The sequence below is a fragment of the Ectopseudomonas oleovorans genome (assembly GCF_029845265.1).
GTDB lineage: Bacteria > Pseudomonadota > Gammaproteobacteria > Pseudomonadales > Pseudomonadaceae > Aquipseudomonas > Aquipseudomonas oleovorans.
Genome location: NZ_JAOCLK010000032.1, coordinates 17644 through 36011, shown reverse-complemented (window position 1 = coordinate 36011; position 18368 = coordinate 17644). Strand labels below are relative to the sequence as shown.

The window sequence follows — 18368 nt, the reverse complement described above, 5'->3', positions numbered from 1 at the left end:
GCCCAGAAACAGCAAAGGCCACCTTCAAGGTGGCCTTTTTATTGATGCCGACAAAGCCTGCGGCTGGCTCAGGCGGTACTCCTGCCAGAGCAGCGCCAGGGTTACGCCGGGGCGGCGCAGTTCGGCATGCACCCATGCCCAATCGGGTAAAGGCCGCTTCTCACTGGCAACCGCCGGGGCCGGCGGGAACAGTTGCTGCTCCAACTCGGCATCGGACAACGAACAGGGCCAACTGAGACCGCTGGCGGCAAAACGATTGAGGTAGTCGCCGACGGTGACACGACCGACCTGCACGCTGACCGCAATCTGGCGAGCCGATAGTCCGACCTCGAACTTGAGACGTAGTACTTCGCGAATCTTACGCATGGATAAACGCTCCACGACGACCTCTCTGCTTCGAAAAAGAGGTCGATGGTAGTGAAGAAATCCTGCGTAGCTGCCTGCCCGGTTGAGTGGCCGGATGACCGTGGAATCAGTGGCCGGATCACCGTGGAATCGGTGGTCAGATGCTCATGGAATGAGTGCCAGATGACCGTGGAATCCGCATGCAGCTACAAGAGCCTCGAATCGATCCTGCGCCAGGGGCTGGAAAACCTGCCGCTAGCTCAAACCAACCTGCCGCTACTACCGGACGACCACGCCAACCTGCGCGGATCCGCCTACTACCACTGACCCCAAGGAAACTCACCATGCTGCCCCATCCGACCCTGGACAAGCTGCAAACCCTGCGCCTGCACGGCATGCTCAAGGCGCTGAACGAACAACTGAAAACCCCGGACATCGACAGCCTGAGCTTCGAAGAACGCCTCGGTTTGCTAGTCGACCGCGAACTGACCGAACGCGATGACAAGCGCCTGAGCAGCCGCCTGCGCCAGGCCCGGCTCAAGCACAACGCCTGCCTCGAAGACATCGACTACCGTAGCCCGCGCGGACTGGATAAGGCGCTGATCTTGCAACTGAGCAGTGGCCAGTGGCTGCGCGACGGCCTCAACCTGATCATCGGCGGCCCCACCGGCGTCGGTAAAACCTGGCTGGCCTGCGCCCTGGCCCACCAGGCCTGCCGAGAGGGCTACAGCGTGCGCTACCTGCGCCTGCCACGTTTGCTGGAAGAACTGGGTCTGGCCCATGGCGACGGGCGCTTCGCCAAGCTGATGAGCAGCTACGCCAAGACCGACCTGCTGATCCTCGATGACTGGGGCCTGGCCCCGTTCACCGGCGAGCAACGGCGCGACATGCTGGAGCTACTGGACGACCGTTACGGCCAGCGCTCGACCATCGTCACCAGCCAGATGCCGGTGGACAACTGGCACGAACTGATCGGCGATCCGACCCTGGCCGATGCCATCATCGACATAACGCAGGGTGGGCCTGCTGGCCGCTTCACAAATTGCCTGCGCATCGTTCGCGTCGTTCTTGCCGCCTTTCACGTAAGGCTTGACGAACTGCGGAGCAATTAAACGCACCTCATGCCTCAGCTTGCCTAATTCACGGGCCCAGTAATGCGCGCTGCCACAGGCCTCCATCGCCACCACACACGGCTCCAGTTGGCGGAAAAAATCCAGCATCTGATGCCGTTTGAGTTGCTTGCGGCATTTGACCTGCTCATGGCTGTCGACACCATGAACTTGAAAAACCTGCTTTGCCAAATCCACGCCTATGCGTTTAAGTTTCATGCGGGCTCCCCCTCCGGGATTGTTTGTTTTACAACCTTCAGTCTGGCGCAATGACGCCGTAGGAGGGAGGAGTCCATCTCATTGGGCTACGAACGGTCGCGCAACGGATCGAGCAACGGTTTGAGGCCGTTGTGATCGATCTCCTGCATCAGCGCGAGCAACTGACCCAGCTCGCCCTTGGGAAAACCCGTGCGGGCGAACCAGTTGAGGTAGTGGCCCGGCAGATCGGCGATCAGTCGATCCTTGTACTTGCCGTAAGGCATGCGGCGGGTCACCAGGAGCTTCAGCGCTTCGGGGTTCATCGGTTACTCGAATGGCCGGAAAATGAGCCGTCCATTGTGCCAGGCATCAGGCCCTGGACGAAAAGCACCTAGCCGCGAAGCGCTTCGCGAACGAAATCCAGGCGATCCTGACCGAAGAACATCTCACCGCCAACAAAACAGGTCGGCGCGCCAAATACGCCGCGTTTGACCGCCTCCTCGGTAGTCGCCTTGAGCGTGTCCTTCACTGCCGGTTCAGCGGCTTGCGCCTGCAGGGCGGCTGCATCGAAACCAGCGGCAACCAGCACGCCTGCCACCCTGGCCGGATCACCCATGTTCACCCCGTCGACCCAGATCGCCCGGAATAGCGCCTGCAAAGCATCGTCGAAGCGCTCCGCCTGATACAACTGTAGCGCCACCAGCAAGCGCATCAGCGTCAGGGTATTGATCGGGAAATGCGGGTTGAAGCGCATCGGCACGCCATAGCGCTCGGCAAAACGCGCCAGGTCGCGAATCATGTAACGCCCCTTGGCCGGAATCATCGCCGGCGAGGCGTTGCCGGTGGCCTGGAACACGCCGCCGAGCAGCATTGGCCGATAGACCAGTGCAGCGCCAGCGTCGCGACACAGATCAGGCAACTGGGTATGGGCCAGGTAGGAGGCCGGGCTGCCCAGATCGAAGAAGAACTCCACCGTCTTGCTCATCAGCTTCACTCGCTCGTTATTGTGATGATGGGTTCAGCGCAGGTTACCAGCGCTCCATCCACGGACGCAGATCCAGCTCGAAGGTCCAGGCATCACGCGGCTGGCTGTGCAGAAACCAGTAACTGTCGGCGATATGTTCGGGATCGAGAATGCCATCCTGATCCTTCTTGGCGTAGAGCTCGGGAAAGCTGTCGCGAATGAACGCGGTATCGATGGCGCCGTCCACCACCACATGTGCGACATGGATATTCAACGGCCCCAACTCGCGCGCCATGCTCTGCGCCAGCGCGCGGATGCCGTGCTTGGCCCCGGCGAAAGCGGCAAATCCGGCGGCGCCACGCAGGCCGGCCGTAGCGCCGGTGAACAGGATGGTGCCGCGTCCACGGGTGACCATGCGCCTGGCCACCGCCTGGCTGGTGAGAAAGCCGGAGAAGCAGGCCATTTCCCAGATCTTGAAGTACTTGCGTGCGGTTTCATCAAGGATGCTACAGGGCACGTTGGCGCCGATATTGAACACCATCACCTCGATCGGCCCGATGTCACGCTCGATGCTCTCTACCAGTTCAGCCACCTGCTCCTCACGTCGCGCATCGGAAGCAAAACCATGCGCTTCGCCGCCCTCGCTGCGGATTTCTTCCAGCAACGGTTGCAATTTATCGAGGCTGCGCCGGGTGACGCAGGCCACGTAACCCTCACGGGCAAAACGCCGGGCAATGGCGCCGCCGGTGGCATCACCCGCGCCGATGATCAAAGCGACTTTCTTGTTCTCGTTCATGGCTTCCTCTGTTAACTAACGATCGTTAGCTTAACGAACGTTATGATACTATCTCGGGCAGGTCAACCCAGCATAGAACGGAGCCATCCATGCGTTATTCCGCCGAACACAAGGCCGAAACCCGCGAGCGCCTGCTCGCCAGCAGCGGCGCCCTCGCCAAGCAGCAAGGTTTTGCCGTGACCGGGGTGGATGCACTGATGAAAACCATCGGCCTGACCGGCGCGGCGTTCTACAGCCACTTCCCGAGCAAGAACGACCTGTTCGCCGAACTGATCGAGCGCGAGCTGCGCAATAGCCTGAGCCGACTCGGCGGCGAAGCGGGTGTTGCCGGACGCGACAAACTGAAACGCTGCCTGACGGCCTATCTCAGCCTGGCGCATGTCGAGCAACCGGACAAAGGCTGCGTACTGCCGGCCCTGGGCGCGGAGATCGCCCGTGCCGATGAAGGCGTACGCTTGCGCACCGAGCAACAGATCCTGCAACTACAGAGCACCTGGGCCGAGATCATCGGCGACCCACAACTGGCCTGGACGATTCTCGCTCAATGCCTCGGCAGCCTGCTGCTGGCGCGCATGATGGCCAGCGAGGAATCGCGTCAGCAGGTGCTCGGCGCCAGCCTGGACATGCTCGAAAACACATTGAAGCCTGTCAGCTGAACGCGGATGCCGTTACCCTAGGCAGGCTCTTCTTGTCAGGATCGCCCCATGCCGTACACGCCCTCCCCGCTGGTGGGTGAAAACCCGCTGCACGCCATCGAAGTCCGCATCCTCGGTTGCCTGATTGAAAAGCAGTTGACCACACCGGAGACCTACCCACTGACGCTCAACGCCGTGCAGCTGGCCTGCAACCAGAAAACCAGCCGCGAGCCGCTGATGAACCTGGAAACCGGTGAAGTCGGGCGTTACCTGCGCAGCCTGGAAGGCCGCCAGCTGGTGCATCTGGTGATGGGCAGCCGTGCCGACCGCTGGGAGCAGCGCTGCGATAAGCAGTTGGAGTTGGTCAAACCGCAAACCGTACTGCTCGGTCTGTTGCTGTTGCGCGGCCCGCAAACGCTCAATGAACTGCTCACCCGCAGTAATCGCATGCACGATTTCGACGATGTCGCCGAGGTCCAGCATCAGCTGGAACGTCTGATCGGTCGCGGCCTGGCGCTTTTACTACCACGCCAGAGTGGTCAGCGCGAGGATCGCTATATGCATCTGCTCGGTGAGCCTGCCGATCTGGAGAGCCTCTTGGCCAGCCACCCCACTACTCGTGGGGAGGCTGCGGCACCTAACGAAGATCGACTGGCCGAACTGGAAACGCGCATCGCCGCCCTCGAAGAACGTCTGGCGCGCCTGGAAGGCGCGCAGTAACCTAAGGAGCTAATGCATTGAATTTCAAAACTCGTCTCTGCCTCATCCTGGGCGCCACCCTGCTCGCAGCCGGCTGCAGCAGCACCGCCGAGAAACCGACCTCCGCTGCCGCACCGAGTGGCCCGACTCCGGACAGCTGCACCTCGTCCGCCGTCGAGCACTTCAAAGGCAAGACCGCGACGCCCGAACTGCTCGAGCAGGCACGTCAGCAAGCCGGAGCCAGCACAGCTCGTATACTCACGCCCGACAGCGTAGTGACCTTGGAATACAATGGTCAACGCCTTAACCTCAATGTCGATGATCAGCGCGTGATCACCCGCGTATCCTGCGGCTGAACTCACAATTGAGTGCGGGTTGCCCCGCGCTCAATTGCCGGCAACGCCAAGCACCTTTGCATAGGCCAATGCCATGACCTCCCAAGTGGAACCCTGCGCCGAGCTGATGCTGGACAACCAGCTGTGCTTCGCCCTCTATTCCACCTCACTGATGATGACCAAGACCTACAAGCCCCTGTTGCAGGCGCTTGGTCTCACCTATCCGCAATATCTGGCCATGCTGGTGCTGTGGGAAAACGAGGGCATCACCGTCAGTGAGATCAGCGCACGCATGCTGACCGATCCGGGCTCGTTGACGCCTCTGCTCAAGCGCCTGGAGAGCGAAGGCGCCAGCGCAGCAGCCAGGACGAACGCGTAGTACAGCTGTACCTGACCGACAAGGGCCGCGCCCTGCACGAGCAGGCCAAGGCACTGCCGGCTTGCATCCTCAAGGCCTCCGGCCTGAGCCTGGAGCAGCTCGCCTCGCTCAAAGAAGAGCTGGTGGAGCTGCGCAGCCACCTGCAGCAATCGCTGTAAGCCAGGCGCTCAGGCCACCCGATCGCCTGGAAGCGGTTGGGCGGCCATTCGTCAGCACGCCACCCGTTCGCCTCCAGCACCTCTATCCCCCGTCACGCCTGCTTATGCTCTGAACTTCCAGGGTTATAGCGAAAAACTCATAAAACTATATTGCACGCAAAATATATGCGAACCGCAGGTCGCCCCATGGAAATAACTTGCACTCAAAACATTAGCGCGAAACCTTCCACGGAGACTTCTCAGTCGTCACCACCCGCTACCTACCGAAGCCTTGGAGAAACCGATGAAAACACTGATCGCACTGACCGACACGCTGATCCTGTCCGCCCCGGTTCTGGCCGACAATGGTCAAGCCAGCCAGAACGGCAAGGGCCTGCACCCCGAAGGCTGATCGACGCATCCCTACGCCCCCCATCGCATCTGAAGAGGAATACCGCCATGACCATCGAAAACGTTCTCTACCGTGCTACCGCTGAAGCCTTCGGCGGCCGTGAAGGCCGCGCCGCCTCCTCCGACGGCGTACTGGACATCGCCCTGACCACGCCGAAGGAACTCGGCGGCGCCGGCGGCAATGGCACCAACCCGGAACAACTGTTCGCCGCCGGCTATTCGGCCTGCTTCCTCGGCGCCCTGAAGTTCGTCGCCGCCCGCGACAAGCTGAGCATCCCGGCCGACACCTTTATCGAAGGCACCGTGGGCATCGGTCCGATCCCCACCGGCTTCGGCATCGAAGTGGAGCTGCGCATCAGCCTGCCGGGCCTGGATCGCGAAGCGGCGCAGACCCTGGTGGACCGCGCGCACATCGTCTGCCCCTATTCCAACGCCACCCGCGGCAACATCGACGTCACCTTGACCATCGTCTGACCCCCAGGGGCGACCGCTGACGGCCAGGCCGTCAGCGGGCCCAAGAGGAGAACACCGCAACCACCCCAGTATCGCTGCGGCTTGCCGCTGAATATCGCCAAGGTGATTGCCATCGGCGTACCCGCCAGCCCCTGGTGCAAAGTGGTCACCGCGAAGATGACCTCTCGCCCACGAGCTGCTGTCCAGCGCCAGCAGCAACCAGAACTGCCCCTTGTGAACCTGTCCGGCATCCTGGTGGACACCAAGGTGATGCAGATGAGCGCTCGACAACCTACCGAGCCAGCCCAAGCGGCATTGCCCAGACCAAAGCGCGTCCGGAAAAACGCCGCCGTCTTCACCGCATCAGACTAAAAGGCAAGCCAACTGACGTACAGGCAGATATTCATAGGCCCGGGCAAGGCGGCCGGCTGGTCGGGATCCATACTCTTCTTTACGAGTCAATCGCGCACAACAATAAACGCGAGAAGTGTGATGAACCTATATCAGCCTGACCCCGTTACCCAGCACAGCGGCCATATCGGCGCTCGTCAGACCCGTGTCGAGGATGCTGCATTGCTGCGTGGCCTGGGCTGCTATGCCGACGATGCGGCCACCCCGCCCGGTACCCTGCACGCGGCCATTGTCCGTTCACCCCATCCCCATGCACGCATCACTGCCGTGGACTTCTCCAAAGCGCTGCTGATGAAAGGCGTGCACGGCGTACTCATCGGTGAGGACATCAAGCGTTGGGCCCAGCCATTCCCGGTCGGCGTGCGCCAGCCGATGGAGCATTGGTGCATCGCCGTGGACAAGGTGCGCTACGTCGGCGAGCCGGTGGCGGTCGTGATCGCCGAGAGCCGTTACCTGGCCGAAGACGCCCTGGAAGGCGTACGTGTCGACTATGAGCCGCTGCCGCCGATCATCGACCCGGAGGCCGCCACCACCGAACAGGCGCCGGTGCTGCATGAGGCAGTCGGCAGCAACGTGGTCAACGAGCGGCATTTCCGCTACGGCGAACCGGAACAAGCCTTCGCGCAGGCGCCGCACCGGGTAGCGCTGAAGGTGAGCTTTCCGCGCAGCTCCTGCACTCCCATCGAATGCTACGTGGTGCTTGCCCAGTACGAACGCGCCACCGGCATCTACGACGTGCTGGCCAACTTCCAGGGACCCTATGCGCTGCACACGGTGATGGCCCGCGCGCTCAACGTGCCGAGCAACCGCCTGCGTCTGCGCACGCCGAAAGACTCCGGCGGCAGCTTCGGGATCAAACAGGGCGTGTTCCCCTACGTGGTGATGATGGGACTGGCGGCACGCAAGGTCGGAGCCCCGGTGAAATGGGTCGAAGACCGCCTCGAGCATCTGCAAGGCGCGTCCTCCGCGACCAATCGGGTCACCGAAATCGAGGCGGCGGTGCAGGCCGACGGTCGCATCACCGCCCTGCGCTATGACCAGATCGACGACTGCGGCGCCTACCTGCGCGCACCGGAGCCGGCCACCTTCTACCGCATGCACGGCAACCTCACGGGTGCCTACGCGATTCGTAACCTGCTGGTGCGCAACCGCGTGGTGCTGACCAACAAGACCCCCACCGGCCTAAACCGAGGCTTCGGCGGCCCGCAGGTGTACTTCGCCCTGGAGCGTCTGTTGCAGCATATCGCCGTGCAGCTGGATCTCGATCCGCTGGAGGTGATCCGCCGCAACCTGGTGCCGGCCGACGCCTTCCCCTACCGTGCCGCGGCCGGCGCTCTGCTGGATTCCGGCAATTACCAGGCCGGCATCGATTTGGCGGTCAAGGACGGCGGTCTCGACGAGTTGCTGCGCCGCCGCGACCAGGCGCGCGGCGAAGGCCGGCTGTACGGCATCGGCTATGCCGCGGTGATCGAGCCGTCGATCTCCAACATGGGCTACATCACCACCGCGATGACGCCCGAGGAACGGCGCAAGGCCGGGCCGAAGAACGGTGCGGTGAGCACGGCGACCATCAACGTCGGCCCGCTCGGCGACGTCAGCGTGCACGTCTCCTCGACGCCCCAGGGCCAGGGGCACCAGACCGCGGTGGCGCAGATAGTCGCCGATGTGCTCGGCGTGGCGCTGGAATCGATCGTGGTCAACGTCGAACTGGACACCCAGAAGGATGCCTGGTCGATCGCCTCGGGCAACTATTCCAGCCGCTTCGCCGGCGCGGTGGCCGGGGTGGTCTACCAGGCCGCGCTGAAGGTGCGCGATCGCCTCGCCGCGATCGCCGCCGCGCAACTGCAAGCCAAACCGGAGGACATCCGCTTCGGCGGCGGCAAGATCTTCGTCGCCAACGGCGGTCCTTCCGCACCTTTTCACCGCATCGCCGGCGCCACCCACTGGACGCCTGGCCTGCTCCCGCAAGGCGAACCGGGCGGCCTGCGCGAGACCGCATTCTGGAGCCCGCCGCAGCTCATGGCGCCGGACGACGACGATCTCATCAACAGCTCGCTGTGCTACGGCTTCGTCTTCGACATCTGTGGCCTGGAGATCGACCGCGTCACCGGCGCGATTCACCTCGACCGCTACGTGACCTGCCACGATGCCGGTCGCCTGCTCAATCCCGCGCTGGTCGACGGACAGATCCGCGGCGGCTTTACCCAGGGGCTTGGCGCGGCGCTGATGGAAGAGTTCGCCTATGGCGAGGACGGCAGCTTCCTCTCTGGCACCTTCGCCGACTACCTGGTGCCCACTGCACCGGAAGTGCTCGAGCCGGTGATCCTGCATTTGGAAACACCGTCGCCGTTCACCCCCCTGGGGGCCAAGGGCGTCGGCGAGGGCAACAACATGAGCACGCCGGTGTGCATCGCCAACGCCGTGGCCGATGCCCTCGGCCGCGCCGACATCCGCCTGCCGCTGACCCCCTCGAAGGTGCGCAGCATGATCGGCATCGACGAGCCGCCGCGGCCGGCCGGCATGCAGCAGGACGACGCTTTCGCCGCAGAGCCGGCCGCTGGTTCGGCCCTGCGCGCCAACGATGCAGTGGTGATCCCGGCGCCGCCACAGCAGGTGTTCGACACCCTGCTCGACCCGGCCACCCTGGCGGCGATCATCCCCGGCTGCCATGCCCTTGAGCTGCAGGGCGAGAATCGCTACCGCGCGGACGTCACCGTCGGCGTCGGCATGATCCGCGCACGCTTCGAGGCCAAGGTCGCCTTGAGCGAGCTGGACCCACCGCATTCGTTACGCCTGTCCGGCTCCGGCACCAGCTCCATGGGCTCGGCCGAGGGCCACGCCAGGGTGCGTTTCGTCGCCTTGGAGAACGGTCACACGCGCCTGGAATACCAATACCAGGTCGCCGTCAGCGGCAAGGTCGCCGCGGTCGGCAGCCGCATGATGCAAGGGGCCTCGAAAGTGATCATCGGACAGATTTTCACCCGCCTGTCGCAGCGGGTCAGTGGCCAGGCGATCACCGCTGGCTGGTGGAGCCGTCTGCGTGCGCTGTTCGCCGGGCTGCTCGGCAAGGGAGGTGCGCAATGAAACCGGCTGCCTTCGATTACGTCCGCGCCGAGAGCCGCCACCAGGTGCTCGAGCTGCTCGCCGAGTATGGCGCGGATGCGCGCATCATTGCCGGTGGGCAGTCGCTGATGGCGGTGCTGAACATGCGCCTGGCCCAGCCCAAGCTGCTGATCGACATCAACCAGGTCGCTGACCTGGCCTATATCGAACTGCGCCAGGATTGCCTGGCGGTTGGCGCGGCGGTGCGCCAGGCGCAACTGCTGGCGCGGCCGACGCTGGTCGACGAGGTGCCGCTGCTGGCCCTGGCGATGCCCTGGATCGGCCACTTCCAGACCCGCAACCGCGGCACCGTGTGCGGTTCGGTGGCCCACGCCGACCCCAGCGCCGAGCTGCCGTTGTGCCTGGTGACCTTAGGCGGCGAGATCGTCCTGGAGTCGAAGAAGGGCAAGCGCGTGGTCAAGGCCGCCGAGTTCTTCCAGGGCATTCTCACCACCGACAAACGCGCCGACGAACTGCTCGTCGAGGTGCGCTTCCCGCTCAAACGCGAAGGCATCGGCTACCGCTTCCGGGAAATCGCCATGCGCCACGGCGACTTCGCCATCGTCTCGCTGGCCGCCTGTGTCGGCATCGACGAGGTGCGCCTGGGCGTCGGCGGGGTCGCCGACCGCCCGGTGATGCGCAGCCTGCCGCGCGGCGCGGCGCTGGCCGACGCGCTCAACGAAACCGCCTGGTCGCTCGACGCCCAGGACGATGTACACGCCAGCGCGGCCTACCGCCGGCAACTGATTCGCGAGCTGGGTCACCGGCTCATCGAAGGAGTCTGAACATGCGTGCAACCGCCGAACAACGTTTTCCCGTCCGTCTCGAGCTCAATGGCCGCTCGCGCGAAGGCCTGGCCGAGCCGCGTACCCAGTTGTGCGATTTCCTGCGCCACGACCTCGGTGCCACCGGTGTCCATGTCGGCTGCGAACACGGCGTTTGCGGCGCCTGCACGGTGCTGGTGGACGGCGTCGCCGTGCGTTCCTGCCTGATGCTCGCCGTGCAGGCCCACGAGCGGCGCATCGAGACAGTCGAATCGCTGGCCGACGACGACACGCTGAGCGACCTGCAACAAGCGTTCCGCCGTCATCACGCCCTGCAGTGCGGTTTCTGCACTGCGGGCATCCTCATGTCCTGCGTGGATTTCCTCGAGCGGCAGCCCGACCCGAGCGAGGCCGAAGTGCGCGACATGCTTTCCGGGCACCTGTGCCGCTGTACCGGTTACACCGGCATTGTCCAGGCAGTGCTGGAAGTGGCTGCCCAACGCCAAACGAACGAAGAGGTACAACAATAATGTTCGATCTCGGACGCAGCTTCCTCGCTGCCACGGAACGCCGCCCGCTGGCCACTGCGGTCAGCGACGGCACGGTGAAAAAAACCTACGAACAGTGGTTCGCCGATATCCAGTGCGCTGCCCACGGCCTCGAGTCACTCGGGCTGAGCAGGGGTGATCGCCTGCTGGTGGCCATGCAGAACCGCTGGCAGATGGCGACCCTGCATTGGGCCTGCCAGTTCGCCGGCATCGTCATGACCCCGCTGAACTGGCGCTCGACTGCCGAGGAGTTGGCCTACTGCATCGAGGATGCGCAGATCCGCGCAGTGGCCTACGACGACGCCACCGTGGCCGCGGTCGCTGCCTGCACGGCCGCGCTCAATCTGCCGCGGATCGCCGCGGGTCAGCGCGCCGCGGACGGCGACCTGAGCTTCGCCGAGCTGTGCGCAAAGGCGCCGACGGCGACCATCCTGCGCGCCACGCCCGAGGATTTCTCCCTGCTGCTCTATACCTCCGGCACCACCAGCAAGCCCAAGGGCGTGCCGCGCCGGCACCGCGCGGAACGCGCCGCGGCGGTCGCCCATGTGGCGCAGAACCTCTATCGCCACGGCGAGTGCACCCTCGGCGTGATGCCGCTGTACCACACCATGGGCGTGCGCTCGCTGCTGGCCATGGCGCTGATCGACGGGCATTTCGTCTGCGTGCCGAAGTTCGACGTCGAGGCCACCCTGGAGGCTATCGAACGGGAACAGGTCAGCAACCTGTACCTGGTGCCGACCCTCTATCACATGCTCATCGAGCACCCGGCCTTCACCCGCGAACGAGTCGCCAGCGTGGAGAAAATCGGCTTCGCCGGCGCGCCCATGAGCGACGGGCTGATGCGCCGCGTCGAACAGGCGTTCCAGCCGCAGTTGTTCGTCAACCACTACGGCAGCTCGGAGATCTATACCTTCACCATCGATCAGCAGGCCAGCCGCAAACCTGGCTCCTCGGGGCGTAGCGCGCTAAACCAACGGGTGCGGGTGGTGCCGATCGACGCCGAATCGGCACAGGTGCAAGTCAAGCCCATGGAAGAAGGTCAGATCGTCGCCGACCTGGCCAGCGACGAGGCGTTCGAAGGCTACCTGAACCGCCCCGAAGCCACGGCCAAGGCGTTGCGCGAAGGCTGGTATTTCACCGGTGACACCGGCTATTTCGATGAGGACGGCGACCTGTTTGTCACCGGACGGGTGGACGACCTGATCATCACCGGCGGCGAGAACATCAGCCCAGTGGAGATCGAGAACGTGCTCTCACTGCACCCCGCCGTCGAGGAAGTGGTGGTGGTCGGTTTGCCGGACGAGCAGTGGGGCAAGATCATCGCCGCCTTCATCAAGCTGCGTGCCGAGGTCAGCGAAAGCGAACTGGATGCCTACTGCATCACCTCCGGCCTGGCCAAGTTCAAGCGGCCGCGGCGTTACCAGTTCATCGACGAAATTCCCAAATCCCCCGTTGGCAAGGTGCTGCGCCGCGTCTTGCTGGCCCAGCACCAGGAACAGGCCCAAAAAGGCTGACTGCTCACTATCCCGAGGACATCCATCATGCAACTGCAAGCGATCCAGCAATTTCTCGAAACCCCGTTCGACGGCTTCCAGGTCGAGGTCAATGCGGCCCGTGAGCGCGCCGACATCATCCTCAACCGCCCGCCGCTGAACGTTATCTCCATGGGCCAGCGCGACCAGCTGCGCCAGGTCTTCGAAGCGCTTGACGCACATCCACAGGTGCGCGTCATCGTGCTGCGCGCGGTGGGCGAGCACTTCTCCAGCGGCGGCGACATCAAGGGCTTCCTCGAGGCTTCGCCGGAGCACGTCTCCAAGCTGGCCTGGAACGTCGCCGCACCGGTGCGCTGCGAGAAGCCGGTGATCGCCGCCAACCGTGGTTACACCTTCGGCGTCGGTTTCGAGCTGTCGCTGGCCTGCGATTTCCGCATCGCCTCGGAGACCACTCGCTACGCATTGCCCGAGCAGAATCTCGGGCAGATCCCCGGCTCCGGTGGTTCGGCGCGCCTGCAGAAGATCATCGGCGTGGCCCGCACCAAGCACATGGTCATGCGCGCCAAGCGCATCAGCGGCGAACAGGCCTACGACTGGGGCATCGCCACCGAGTGCGTGGCGGACGCCGAGCTGGAAAGCACGGTAGACGCGCTGGTCGATGAACTGCGGCGCTTCTCGCCGCTGGCCCAGCGCACGGCCAAGCGCTTGATCAACGACAACGAAGACGCGCCGCTGAGCGTGGCCATCGAGATGGAAGGCCATTGCTACAGCCGCCTGCGCAGCTCGCATGACTTCAAGGAAGGCGTCGAGGCGTTCCACAGCAAGCGGCCGGCGGTATTCCGCGGCGAGTAACCTTCCCTCCGGGGCTTGCCTGCGGCAGGCCTCGGCAGACAACGGCTGTACCGCATTACAACAACAATCGCGGAGAACGGGTCATGCTTGGCAAAAAAGCGAACACTGATATTGCACCACCTTCCGACGCCTCATCGGGCTACTCAATCCGAGAGGCAATCAACCTCAAGTCGGTCAGCGCCGGGGTAGTAGCCGCGCTGTTCGGCTGTTCCGGGCCGGCGCTGATCGTCATCAGCGCCGCCGAAGCCGGCCAATTGAGCAATGGCCAGACGGTTGCCTGGCTATTCGCCATCTACGTGCTCGGCGGACTGATCAGCATCGGCATGGCGCTGCGCTACCGTCAGCCGATCTGCGGCGCTTATTCGATTCCTGGCGCGGCGATCATGATCGCGGCACTTGCCGGTCTGGATTTTCGCCAGGCGGTCGGCGCTTTCATCATGAGCGGCGCGCTGGTCTTGCTGCTCGGCTTGAGCGGGGTGATCGGCAAGTTGATGCGCTGGCTGCCGATGCCCATCGTCATGGCGATGATCGCCGGGGCGATGATCCGCTTCGGCGTCGGTGCGGTAGAAGCGGTCGGCAGCGTTCCGCTGATGGCCGGTCTGGCGGCGCTGACCTACTTCCTGGTCATGCGCTTCTTCAAGGCGGTGCCGCCAGTGCTGGCTGCCGGGCTGGTGGGCTTCGCCGCGGCCTTGGCTCTGGGCCTGCTGAAACCGGCGGATGTGGACATCGCCTTCGTCATGCCGGCTTTCACCACGCCCATGTTCACCCTGGAGACCTTCTTTGCCATATCGGTGCCGCTGGCGGCGCTGGTAATCGGTGCCGAGAATGCCCAGGCCACCGGTGTGCTGATGGTCGAGGGCTACAAGCCTCCGGTCAATGCGATGACCGTGGTGAGCGGCGTGGGCGGCATGCTGGCCGGGCTGTTGGGCGGACACAACGCCAATATCGCCGGGCCGATGACGGCGATCTGCAGTTCCGAGCAGGCCGGCGACGATCCGCGTCAACGTTACGGGGCGACCCTGGTCAATGGCGTGCTGTTCGCCCTGTTTGGCGTATTCGCCGGTATCGCCGTGCCGTTCATCCTCGCCTTGCCGCGTGAGTTGATCCTGGTGGTCGCCGGCCTGGCGATGATCGGCGTCTTGCTCAGCGCGTTGCAGCAGGCCTTCCACAAAGACACCGGTTGCCAGATCGGTGCATTTGTCGCCCTGGTGGTGGCCATGAGCAAGTTCAGCCTGTTCGGTATCAGCGCGCCGTTCTGGGCGCTGGTGATCGGCGTGGCGGTGTCCTGGGTGCTCGGCGAGTTGCACCGAGAGCGGGCCGCCTAGAGTCGCGTGGCCCTCGCCGAGTAACGACAAACCGCGCACGTCTTAAACGCTGTACCCCTCGAGAGTTCCCACTGCCACACATGGACCTGCAAGAGGCCCGTGGGAGCTCTTTTGCCTAAAAATCGAATAAGAAAGAGAGCGTATAACCATGACCTTTACCTTGACTCGCCTATGCAAAGCCACCCGTTGCCTGGTCTACACCGGTTTGCTGCTGGGGTTGCCGTTCCAGGTTTTGGCGGCCGACAGCGATTTTTTCAAGGACGCCACGGCAACCCTGCAAGCACGCAATTACTACTTCAGTCGCGACTTCTCCGACATCGTCGGGCCGAACCAGCAGTCCAAGGCCGAGGAGTGGGCGCAGGGTTTCATCCTCAACTTCAAATCCGGCTACACCCCGGGCACCGTCGGTTTCGGCGTGGATGCCATCGGTCTGCTCGGCCTCAAGCTCGATAGCAGCGCGGATCGGGTCAACACCGGCCTGTTGCCGACCCGCGAGGGCGGCAAGGCCGCCGACGATTACAGCCGCCTGGGCGCCGCCTTGAAGGTCAAGCTGTCGCAGACCGAGCTGAAGGTCGGCGAGCTGCAGCCCAACCTGCCGGTGCTGGCCTTCAGCGACATCCGCCTGCTGCCGCCGAGCTACCAAGGTGCCAGCCTGGTCTCCAACGAGATCGCCGGGCTGACCCTGCAAGGCGGCCAGTTGCGCTCCACCAGCCTGCGTAACGAGGCTGGTGATGAGGAGTTGGGCGCCATGGTCGGTTTCGCCCCGCGGCGTAATGCCGGCGGCCTGATCACCACGGATCGTTTCAACTACACCGGCGCCGACTACGCCTTCAACGCCAACCGCACCTCGGTCGGCGCCTGGTATGCCCAGCTGGAGGACCTCTACAACCAGCGCTACTTCAGCCTCAAGCACAGCGAGCCGGTCGGCGACTGGGTGCTCGGCGCCAACCTCGGCTACTTCGACTCGTCCGAGGACGGCGAGCAACTGGCGGGCGAGATCGACAACCAGGCCTTTTACTCCCTGCTGTCGGCCAAGCACGGCGGCCACACTTTCTATCTCGGCTACCAGGCCATGTTCGGCGACGACGGCCTGCCACGGGTATTCGCCAACGTCAGCCCGCTGGGCAACGAGGTGCCGACCTTCACCTTCGACTCGGCTGACGAGCGTTCCTGGCAACTGCGCTACGACTACGACTTCGCCGCCATGGGCGTGTCGGGTTTGGTCGCCGGGGTGCGCTATATCCGCGGCGACAACGTCGATGCCCAGGCCACCAACCGTGGCGGTGCGCGTTACGAGGGCAAGGACTGGGAGCGCGACCTGGACATCGGCTACACCGTGCAGAACGGTGCGTTCAAGGGTTTTGGCGTACGTGTGCGCAACGTCACGGCGCGTTCCAACTACCGCAGCGACATCGACGAGAACCGGCTGATCCTCAGCTACACCCTGACTTTGTTTTGAGCCCTTCCCGGTATCCCGGGTGATGGCTTGGCCCGCTCTCGCGGGCCTTTTTTCTCCAGTCGGCGCCCTCTGCGCATGAATCAGATGCAAAGACAAACCGGCGGTCGACAGGGAAAGTGTTCATCGGCTTGGTAAGGCTGCCTGGGCCGCCCTCACGATGAAACGCAGGTGGCGGGGTGCAGCAAACCTGCTGCTGCCCCCCCGTTACCAGGGCTGATAGGTGGCATCAATATTAGTTAATAGAAAATCCTCCCCCGCACTTTTAGGGTGAGAACTGGCCCAGCGATTTCAAACAATAACAATGGAGATTGCGCCGTGGAAAAACCTAGCGTTGTTGTACCCCAGCATGCCCAAGCGGCCCTGCCTCTGCCCCTGGCTTCGATCGAGCGACAGCAGGGGCGCTGAGGGCACACGCCGCCCACGGGCGGAAATCTTTAACCGACATGTCGCCCAGCAACACGACAAGTCGCCAAAACAATCACAACGAGGTACGGCCATGCAGCCTGTGACCACTCCCCCACCAGCTATTGGCGGACCCTTGCCAGCAGGCGCCTGTCTGCGCGGCTGGCTCGACCATCTCCAGCGGCACCAACGCCTGGCAGTGATCCACCCTGGCGTGGACTTGTGTTTCGGCGTCGCGGCGATTGCCAATCGCCTGGACGGAAAAAGCGCCTCTTTGTTCCTCGAGCCTAGTGGCCATAAGATCCCCGTGGTTTCCGGTCTGCTCTCCGATCGTCAGTGGATGGCCGAGGCGATGGGTGTCGAGCCCGGCGAGGTGCTGGCACGTTTCGAACAGGCCAGTCTCAATCCGCTGCCCTGGTATGAAATCTCCGATGCGCCGTGCCAACAGGTGGTGCACCGTGAGGTCGACCTGAACAAACAGTTGCCGATCCCCACTCATAACGAGCACGACAGTGGCCCCTACATCACCGCCGGCCTGCTGATCACCCGCAACACGCGTACCGGGGTGCAGAACGTCTCCATCCATCGCCTGCAGGTGAGCAGCCCGAACCGCCTCGGTGCGTTGCTGTTGCCGCGCCATGCCCTGGCGTTCTTTCAGGAGGTAGAAGCACGCGGCGAGGACCTGGAAGTGGCGGTGGTGATCGGCGCTGACCCGCTGACCCTGTTGGCTTCCCAGGCCATCGTGCCGATCGATCACGATGAACTGGAAATTGCCGGCGCCCTGCACGGCCGGCCACTGCCGGTGGCGCGTTGTGTGACCAACCGGATCCGCGTGCCGGCCGAGGCCGAGATCGTCATCGAGGGCCGCCTGCTGGCCCAGGCGCGGGAAATGGAAGGCCCGTTCGGTGAATTCCCACAGTACTACGGCGAGCGCGCCGAGCGCCACGTGATCGAGGTGGACGCCATTACCCACCGCCGCGCGCCGATCTTCCACACCATCGTCGGCGGCGGTCTCGAGCACCTGCTGCTCGGGGGTATCCCGCGCGAGGCAAGCATGCTCGCCCATCTGCGCCGCAGCTTTCCCTGCGTGCGCGACGTGCACCTGGCCAAGGGCGGGGTGTGCCGCTACCACCTCTACGTGCAGATCGACAAACGCTCCGAGGGTGAGGCGAAGAACGTGATCCTCGGCGCCCTCGGCGGTCACTACGACATCAAACACGTCACCGTGGTCGATTTGGATGTGGATATCCACAACCCGAGCGAAGTGGAGTGGGCGATCGCCACGCGCTTCCAGGCCGATCGCGACCTGGTGCAGATCCACGAGTCGCAAGGTTCCAAGCTCGACCCCTCCACCCGTGAAGGCGTGGGCTCCAAGTTGGGGTTCGATGCCACGGTGCCGCTCAGTGCGCCGTCGTTCAAGTTTCTGAGAATCCAGGTGCCGGGCGAGTCAGAGGTGGATCTTGCCCAGGTAATTGATACCGCAGCAGGTGATTGGCGTCAGCGAGTCTTGGCTGAAACGACGGCGGAGAGCCGTCATGACTCGCCCTGAAA

Annotated in this window: 17 protein-coding genes and 4 pseudogenes; 16 read left to right on the top strand and 5 right to left on the bottom strand. The window is 63.8% G+C overall.

The window, feature by feature from the left end:
- Window positions 1–42: 42 nt before the first annotated feature.
- Window positions 43–366: pseudogene (locus N5J71_RS15975) on the bottom strand (IS21 family transposase); the annotation flags it as partial.
- 162 nt (window positions 367–528) lie between these two features.
- On the opposite strand from N5J71_RS15975, the gene N5J71_RS15970 reads away from it, so the two are divergent.
- Both N5J71_RS15970 and istB read left to right on the top strand, forming a co-directional pair.
- Window positions 529–672 (top strand): hypothetical protein, encoded by a 144-nt coding sequence (locus N5J71_RS15970; RefSeq protein ID WP_156157174.1) that lies wholly within the window; start codon window positions 529–531, stop codon window positions 670–672.
- A 17-nt stretch (window positions 673–689) separates the two neighbouring features.
- Window positions 690–1352, top strand: a pseudogene (istB, locus tag N5J71_RS15965) (IS21-like element ISPpu7 family helper ATPase IstB); the annotation flags it as partial.
- Here istB and N5J71_RS15960 read toward each other — a convergent pair.
- From N5J71_RS15960 to N5J71_RS15945, 4 genes and pseudogenes are all read right to left on the bottom strand, one after another.
- Window positions 1350–1673: pseudogene (locus N5J71_RS15960) on the bottom strand (IS110 family transposase); the annotation flags it as partial. The pseudogenes istB and N5J71_RS15960 overlap by 3 nt on opposite strands.
- 86 nt (window positions 1674–1759) lie before the next feature.
- The gene (locus tag N5J71_RS15955; protein WP_003243834.1) at window positions 1760–1975 is read right to left on the bottom strand and encodes a DUF3820 family protein; all 216 of its coding nucleotides are present in this window, start codon (window positions 1973–1975) and stop codon (window positions 1760–1762) included.
- 68 nt (window positions 1976–2043) lie between these two features.
- Window positions 2044–2637, bottom strand: a complete 594-nt coding sequence (locus N5J71_RS15950; RefSeq protein WP_003461307.1) for a 2-hydroxychromene-2-carboxylate isomerase — start codon at window positions 2635–2637, stop codon at window positions 2044–2046.
- A gap of 43 nt (window positions 2638–2680) precedes the next feature.
- On the bottom strand, window positions 2681–3412 hold the full coding sequence (locus N5J71_RS15945) for an SDR family oxidoreductase (RefSeq protein ID WP_279917215.1): 732 nt from the start codon (window positions 3410–3412) through the stop codon (window positions 2681–2683).
- 89 nt (window positions 3413–3501) lie between these two features.
- On the opposite strand from N5J71_RS15945, the gene N5J71_RS15940 reads away from it, so the two are divergent.
- The 14 genes and pseudogenes from N5J71_RS15940 (at window position 3502) to N5J71_RS15875 (ending at window position 18366) form a co-directional block, all read left to right on the top strand.
- Entirely contained in the window at window positions 3502–4068 is a 567-nt protein-coding gene (locus N5J71_RS15940) for a TetR/AcrR family transcriptional regulator (protein ID WP_084340746.1), read from the top strand.
- Between the two features lie 48 nt (window positions 4069–4116).
- Complete coding sequence (locus N5J71_RS15935; protein ID WP_084340745.1) at window positions 4117–4767, top strand: YceH family protein; 651 nt, start codon at window positions 4117–4119, stop codon at window positions 4765–4767.
- A 17-nt stretch (window positions 4768–4784) separates the two neighbouring features.
- A complete protein-coding gene (locus tag N5J71_RS15930; protein WP_045733160.1) occupies window positions 4785–5102 on the top strand; it encodes an I78 family peptidase inhibitor in 318 nt (105 codons plus the stop codon).
- Window positions 5103–5175: 73 nt separating this feature from the next.
- Window positions 5176–5618, top strand: a pseudogene (locus N5J71_RS15925) (MarR family winged helix-turn-helix transcriptional regulator).
- Window positions 5619–6056: 438 nt separating this feature from the next.
- Complete coding sequence (locus N5J71_RS15920; RefSeq protein WP_279917214.1) at window positions 6057–6482, top strand: organic hydroperoxide resistance protein; 426 nt, start codon at window positions 6057–6059, stop codon at window positions 6480–6482.
- Between the two features lie 81 nt (window positions 6483–6563).
- Window positions 6564–6833: a hypothetical protein gene (locus N5J71_RS15915; RefSeq protein ID WP_075747180.1), complete on the top strand. Its 270-nt coding sequence runs from the start codon at window positions 6564–6566 to the stop codon at window positions 6831–6833.
- Window positions 6834–6953: 120 nt separating this feature from the next.
- Window positions 6954–9956, top strand: coding sequence for a xanthine dehydrogenase family protein molybdopterin-binding subunit (locus N5J71_RS15910; RefSeq protein ID WP_279917213.1), 3003 nt, complete (start codon window positions 6954–6956; stop codon window positions 9954–9956).
- Window positions 9953–10759, top strand: a complete 807-nt coding sequence (locus tag N5J71_RS15905; protein WP_003461288.1) for an FAD binding domain-containing protein — start codon at window positions 9953–9955, stop codon at window positions 10757–10759. The genes N5J71_RS15910 and N5J71_RS15905 overlap by 4 nt, the downstream gene beginning before the upstream one ends.
- A 2-nt stretch (window positions 10760–10761) precedes the next feature.
- On the top strand, window positions 10762–11268 hold the full coding sequence (locus N5J71_RS15900; RefSeq protein ID WP_003461286.1) for a (2Fe-2S)-binding protein: 507 nt from the start codon (window positions 10762–10764) through the stop codon (window positions 11266–11268).
- Window positions 11268–12800, top strand: a complete 1533-nt coding sequence (locus N5J71_RS15895; RefSeq protein ID WP_003461283.1) for an AMP-binding protein — start codon at window positions 11268–11270, stop codon at window positions 12798–12800. The genes N5J71_RS15900 and N5J71_RS15895 overlap by 1 nt, the downstream gene beginning before the upstream one ends.
- Window positions 12801–12827: 27 nt before the next feature.
- The gene (locus N5J71_RS15890) at window positions 12828–13631 is read left to right on the top strand and encodes an enoyl-CoA hydratase/isomerase family protein (protein ID WP_279917212.1); all 804 of its coding nucleotides are present in this window, start codon (window positions 12828–12830) and stop codon (window positions 13629–13631) included.
- A gap of 83 nt (window positions 13632–13714) precedes the next feature.
- Window positions 13715–14956, top strand: a complete 1242-nt coding sequence (locus N5J71_RS15885; protein ID WP_279917211.1) for a benzoate/H(+) symporter BenE family transporter — start codon at window positions 13715–13717, stop codon at window positions 14954–14956.
- Between the two features lie 148 nt (window positions 14957–15104).
- Window positions 15105–16415, top strand: a complete 1311-nt coding sequence (locus tag N5J71_RS15880; RefSeq protein ID WP_143511197.1) for an OprD family porin — start codon at window positions 15105–15107, stop codon at window positions 16413–16415.
- A 496-nt stretch (window positions 16416–16911) separates the two neighbouring features.
- Entirely contained in the window at window positions 16912–18366 is a 1455-nt protein-coding gene (locus tag N5J71_RS15875; RefSeq protein WP_143511198.1) for a UbiD family decarboxylase, read from the top strand.
- Window positions 18367–18368: the final 2 nt, after the last annotated feature.

What these genes read in the sequence shown, in the direction of transcription:
- N5J71_RS15970 (WP_156157174.1), top strand. Translation starts at nt 529, where the DNA reads ATGACCGTGGAATCCGCATGCAGCTACAAGAGCCTCGAATCGATCCTG.
- N5J71_RS15955 (WP_003243834.1), bottom strand. Translation starts at nt 1,975, where the DNA reads ATGAACCCCGAAGCGCTGAAGCTCCTGGTGACCCGCCGCATGCCTTAC.
- N5J71_RS15950 (WP_003461307.1), bottom strand. Translation starts at nt 2,637, where the DNA reads ATGAGCAAGACGGTGGAGTTCTTCTTCGATCTGGGCAGCCCGGCCTCC.
- N5J71_RS15945 (WP_279917215.1), bottom strand. Translation starts at nt 3,412, where the DNA reads ATGAACGAGAACAAGAAAGTCGCTTTGATCATCGGCGCGGGTGATGCC.
- N5J71_RS15940 (WP_084340746.1), top strand. Translation starts at nt 3,502, where the DNA reads ATGCGTTATTCCGCCGAACACAAGGCCGAAACCCGCGAGCGCCTGCTC.
- N5J71_RS15935 (WP_084340745.1), top strand. Translation starts at nt 4,117, where the DNA reads ATGCCGTACACGCCCTCCCCGCTGGTGGGTGAAAACCCGCTGCACGCC.
- N5J71_RS15920 (WP_279917214.1), top strand. Translation starts at nt 6,057, where the DNA reads ATGACCATCGAAAACGTTCTCTACCGTGCTACCGCTGAAGCCTTCGGC.
- N5J71_RS15910 (WP_279917213.1), top strand. Translation starts at nt 6,954, where the DNA reads ATGAACCTATATCAGCCTGACCCCGTTACCCAGCACAGCGGCCATATC.
- N5J71_RS15905 (WP_003461288.1), top strand. Translation starts at nt 9,953, where the DNA reads ATGAAACCGGCTGCCTTCGATTACGTCCGCGCCGAGAGCCGCCACCAG.
- N5J71_RS15900 (WP_003461286.1), top strand. Translation starts at nt 10,762, where the DNA reads ATGCGTGCAACCGCCGAACAACGTTTTCCCGTCCGTCTCGAGCTCAAT.
- N5J71_RS15895 (WP_003461283.1), top strand. Translation starts at nt 11,268, where the DNA reads ATGTTCGATCTCGGACGCAGCTTCCTCGCTGCCACGGAACGCCGCCCG.
- N5J71_RS15890 (WP_279917212.1), top strand. Translation starts at nt 12,828, where the DNA reads ATGCAACTGCAAGCGATCCAGCAATTTCTCGAAACCCCGTTCGACGGC.
- N5J71_RS15885 (WP_279917211.1), top strand. Translation starts at nt 13,715, where the DNA reads ATGCTTGGCAAAAAAGCGAACACTGATATTGCACCACCTTCCGACGCC.
- N5J71_RS15880 (WP_143511197.1), top strand. Translation starts at nt 15,105, where the DNA reads ATGACCTTTACCTTGACTCGCCTATGCAAAGCCACCCGTTGCCTGGTC.
- N5J71_RS15875 (WP_143511198.1), top strand. Translation starts at nt 16,912, where the DNA reads ATGCAGCCTGTGACCACTCCCCCACCAGCTATTGGCGGACCCTTGCCA.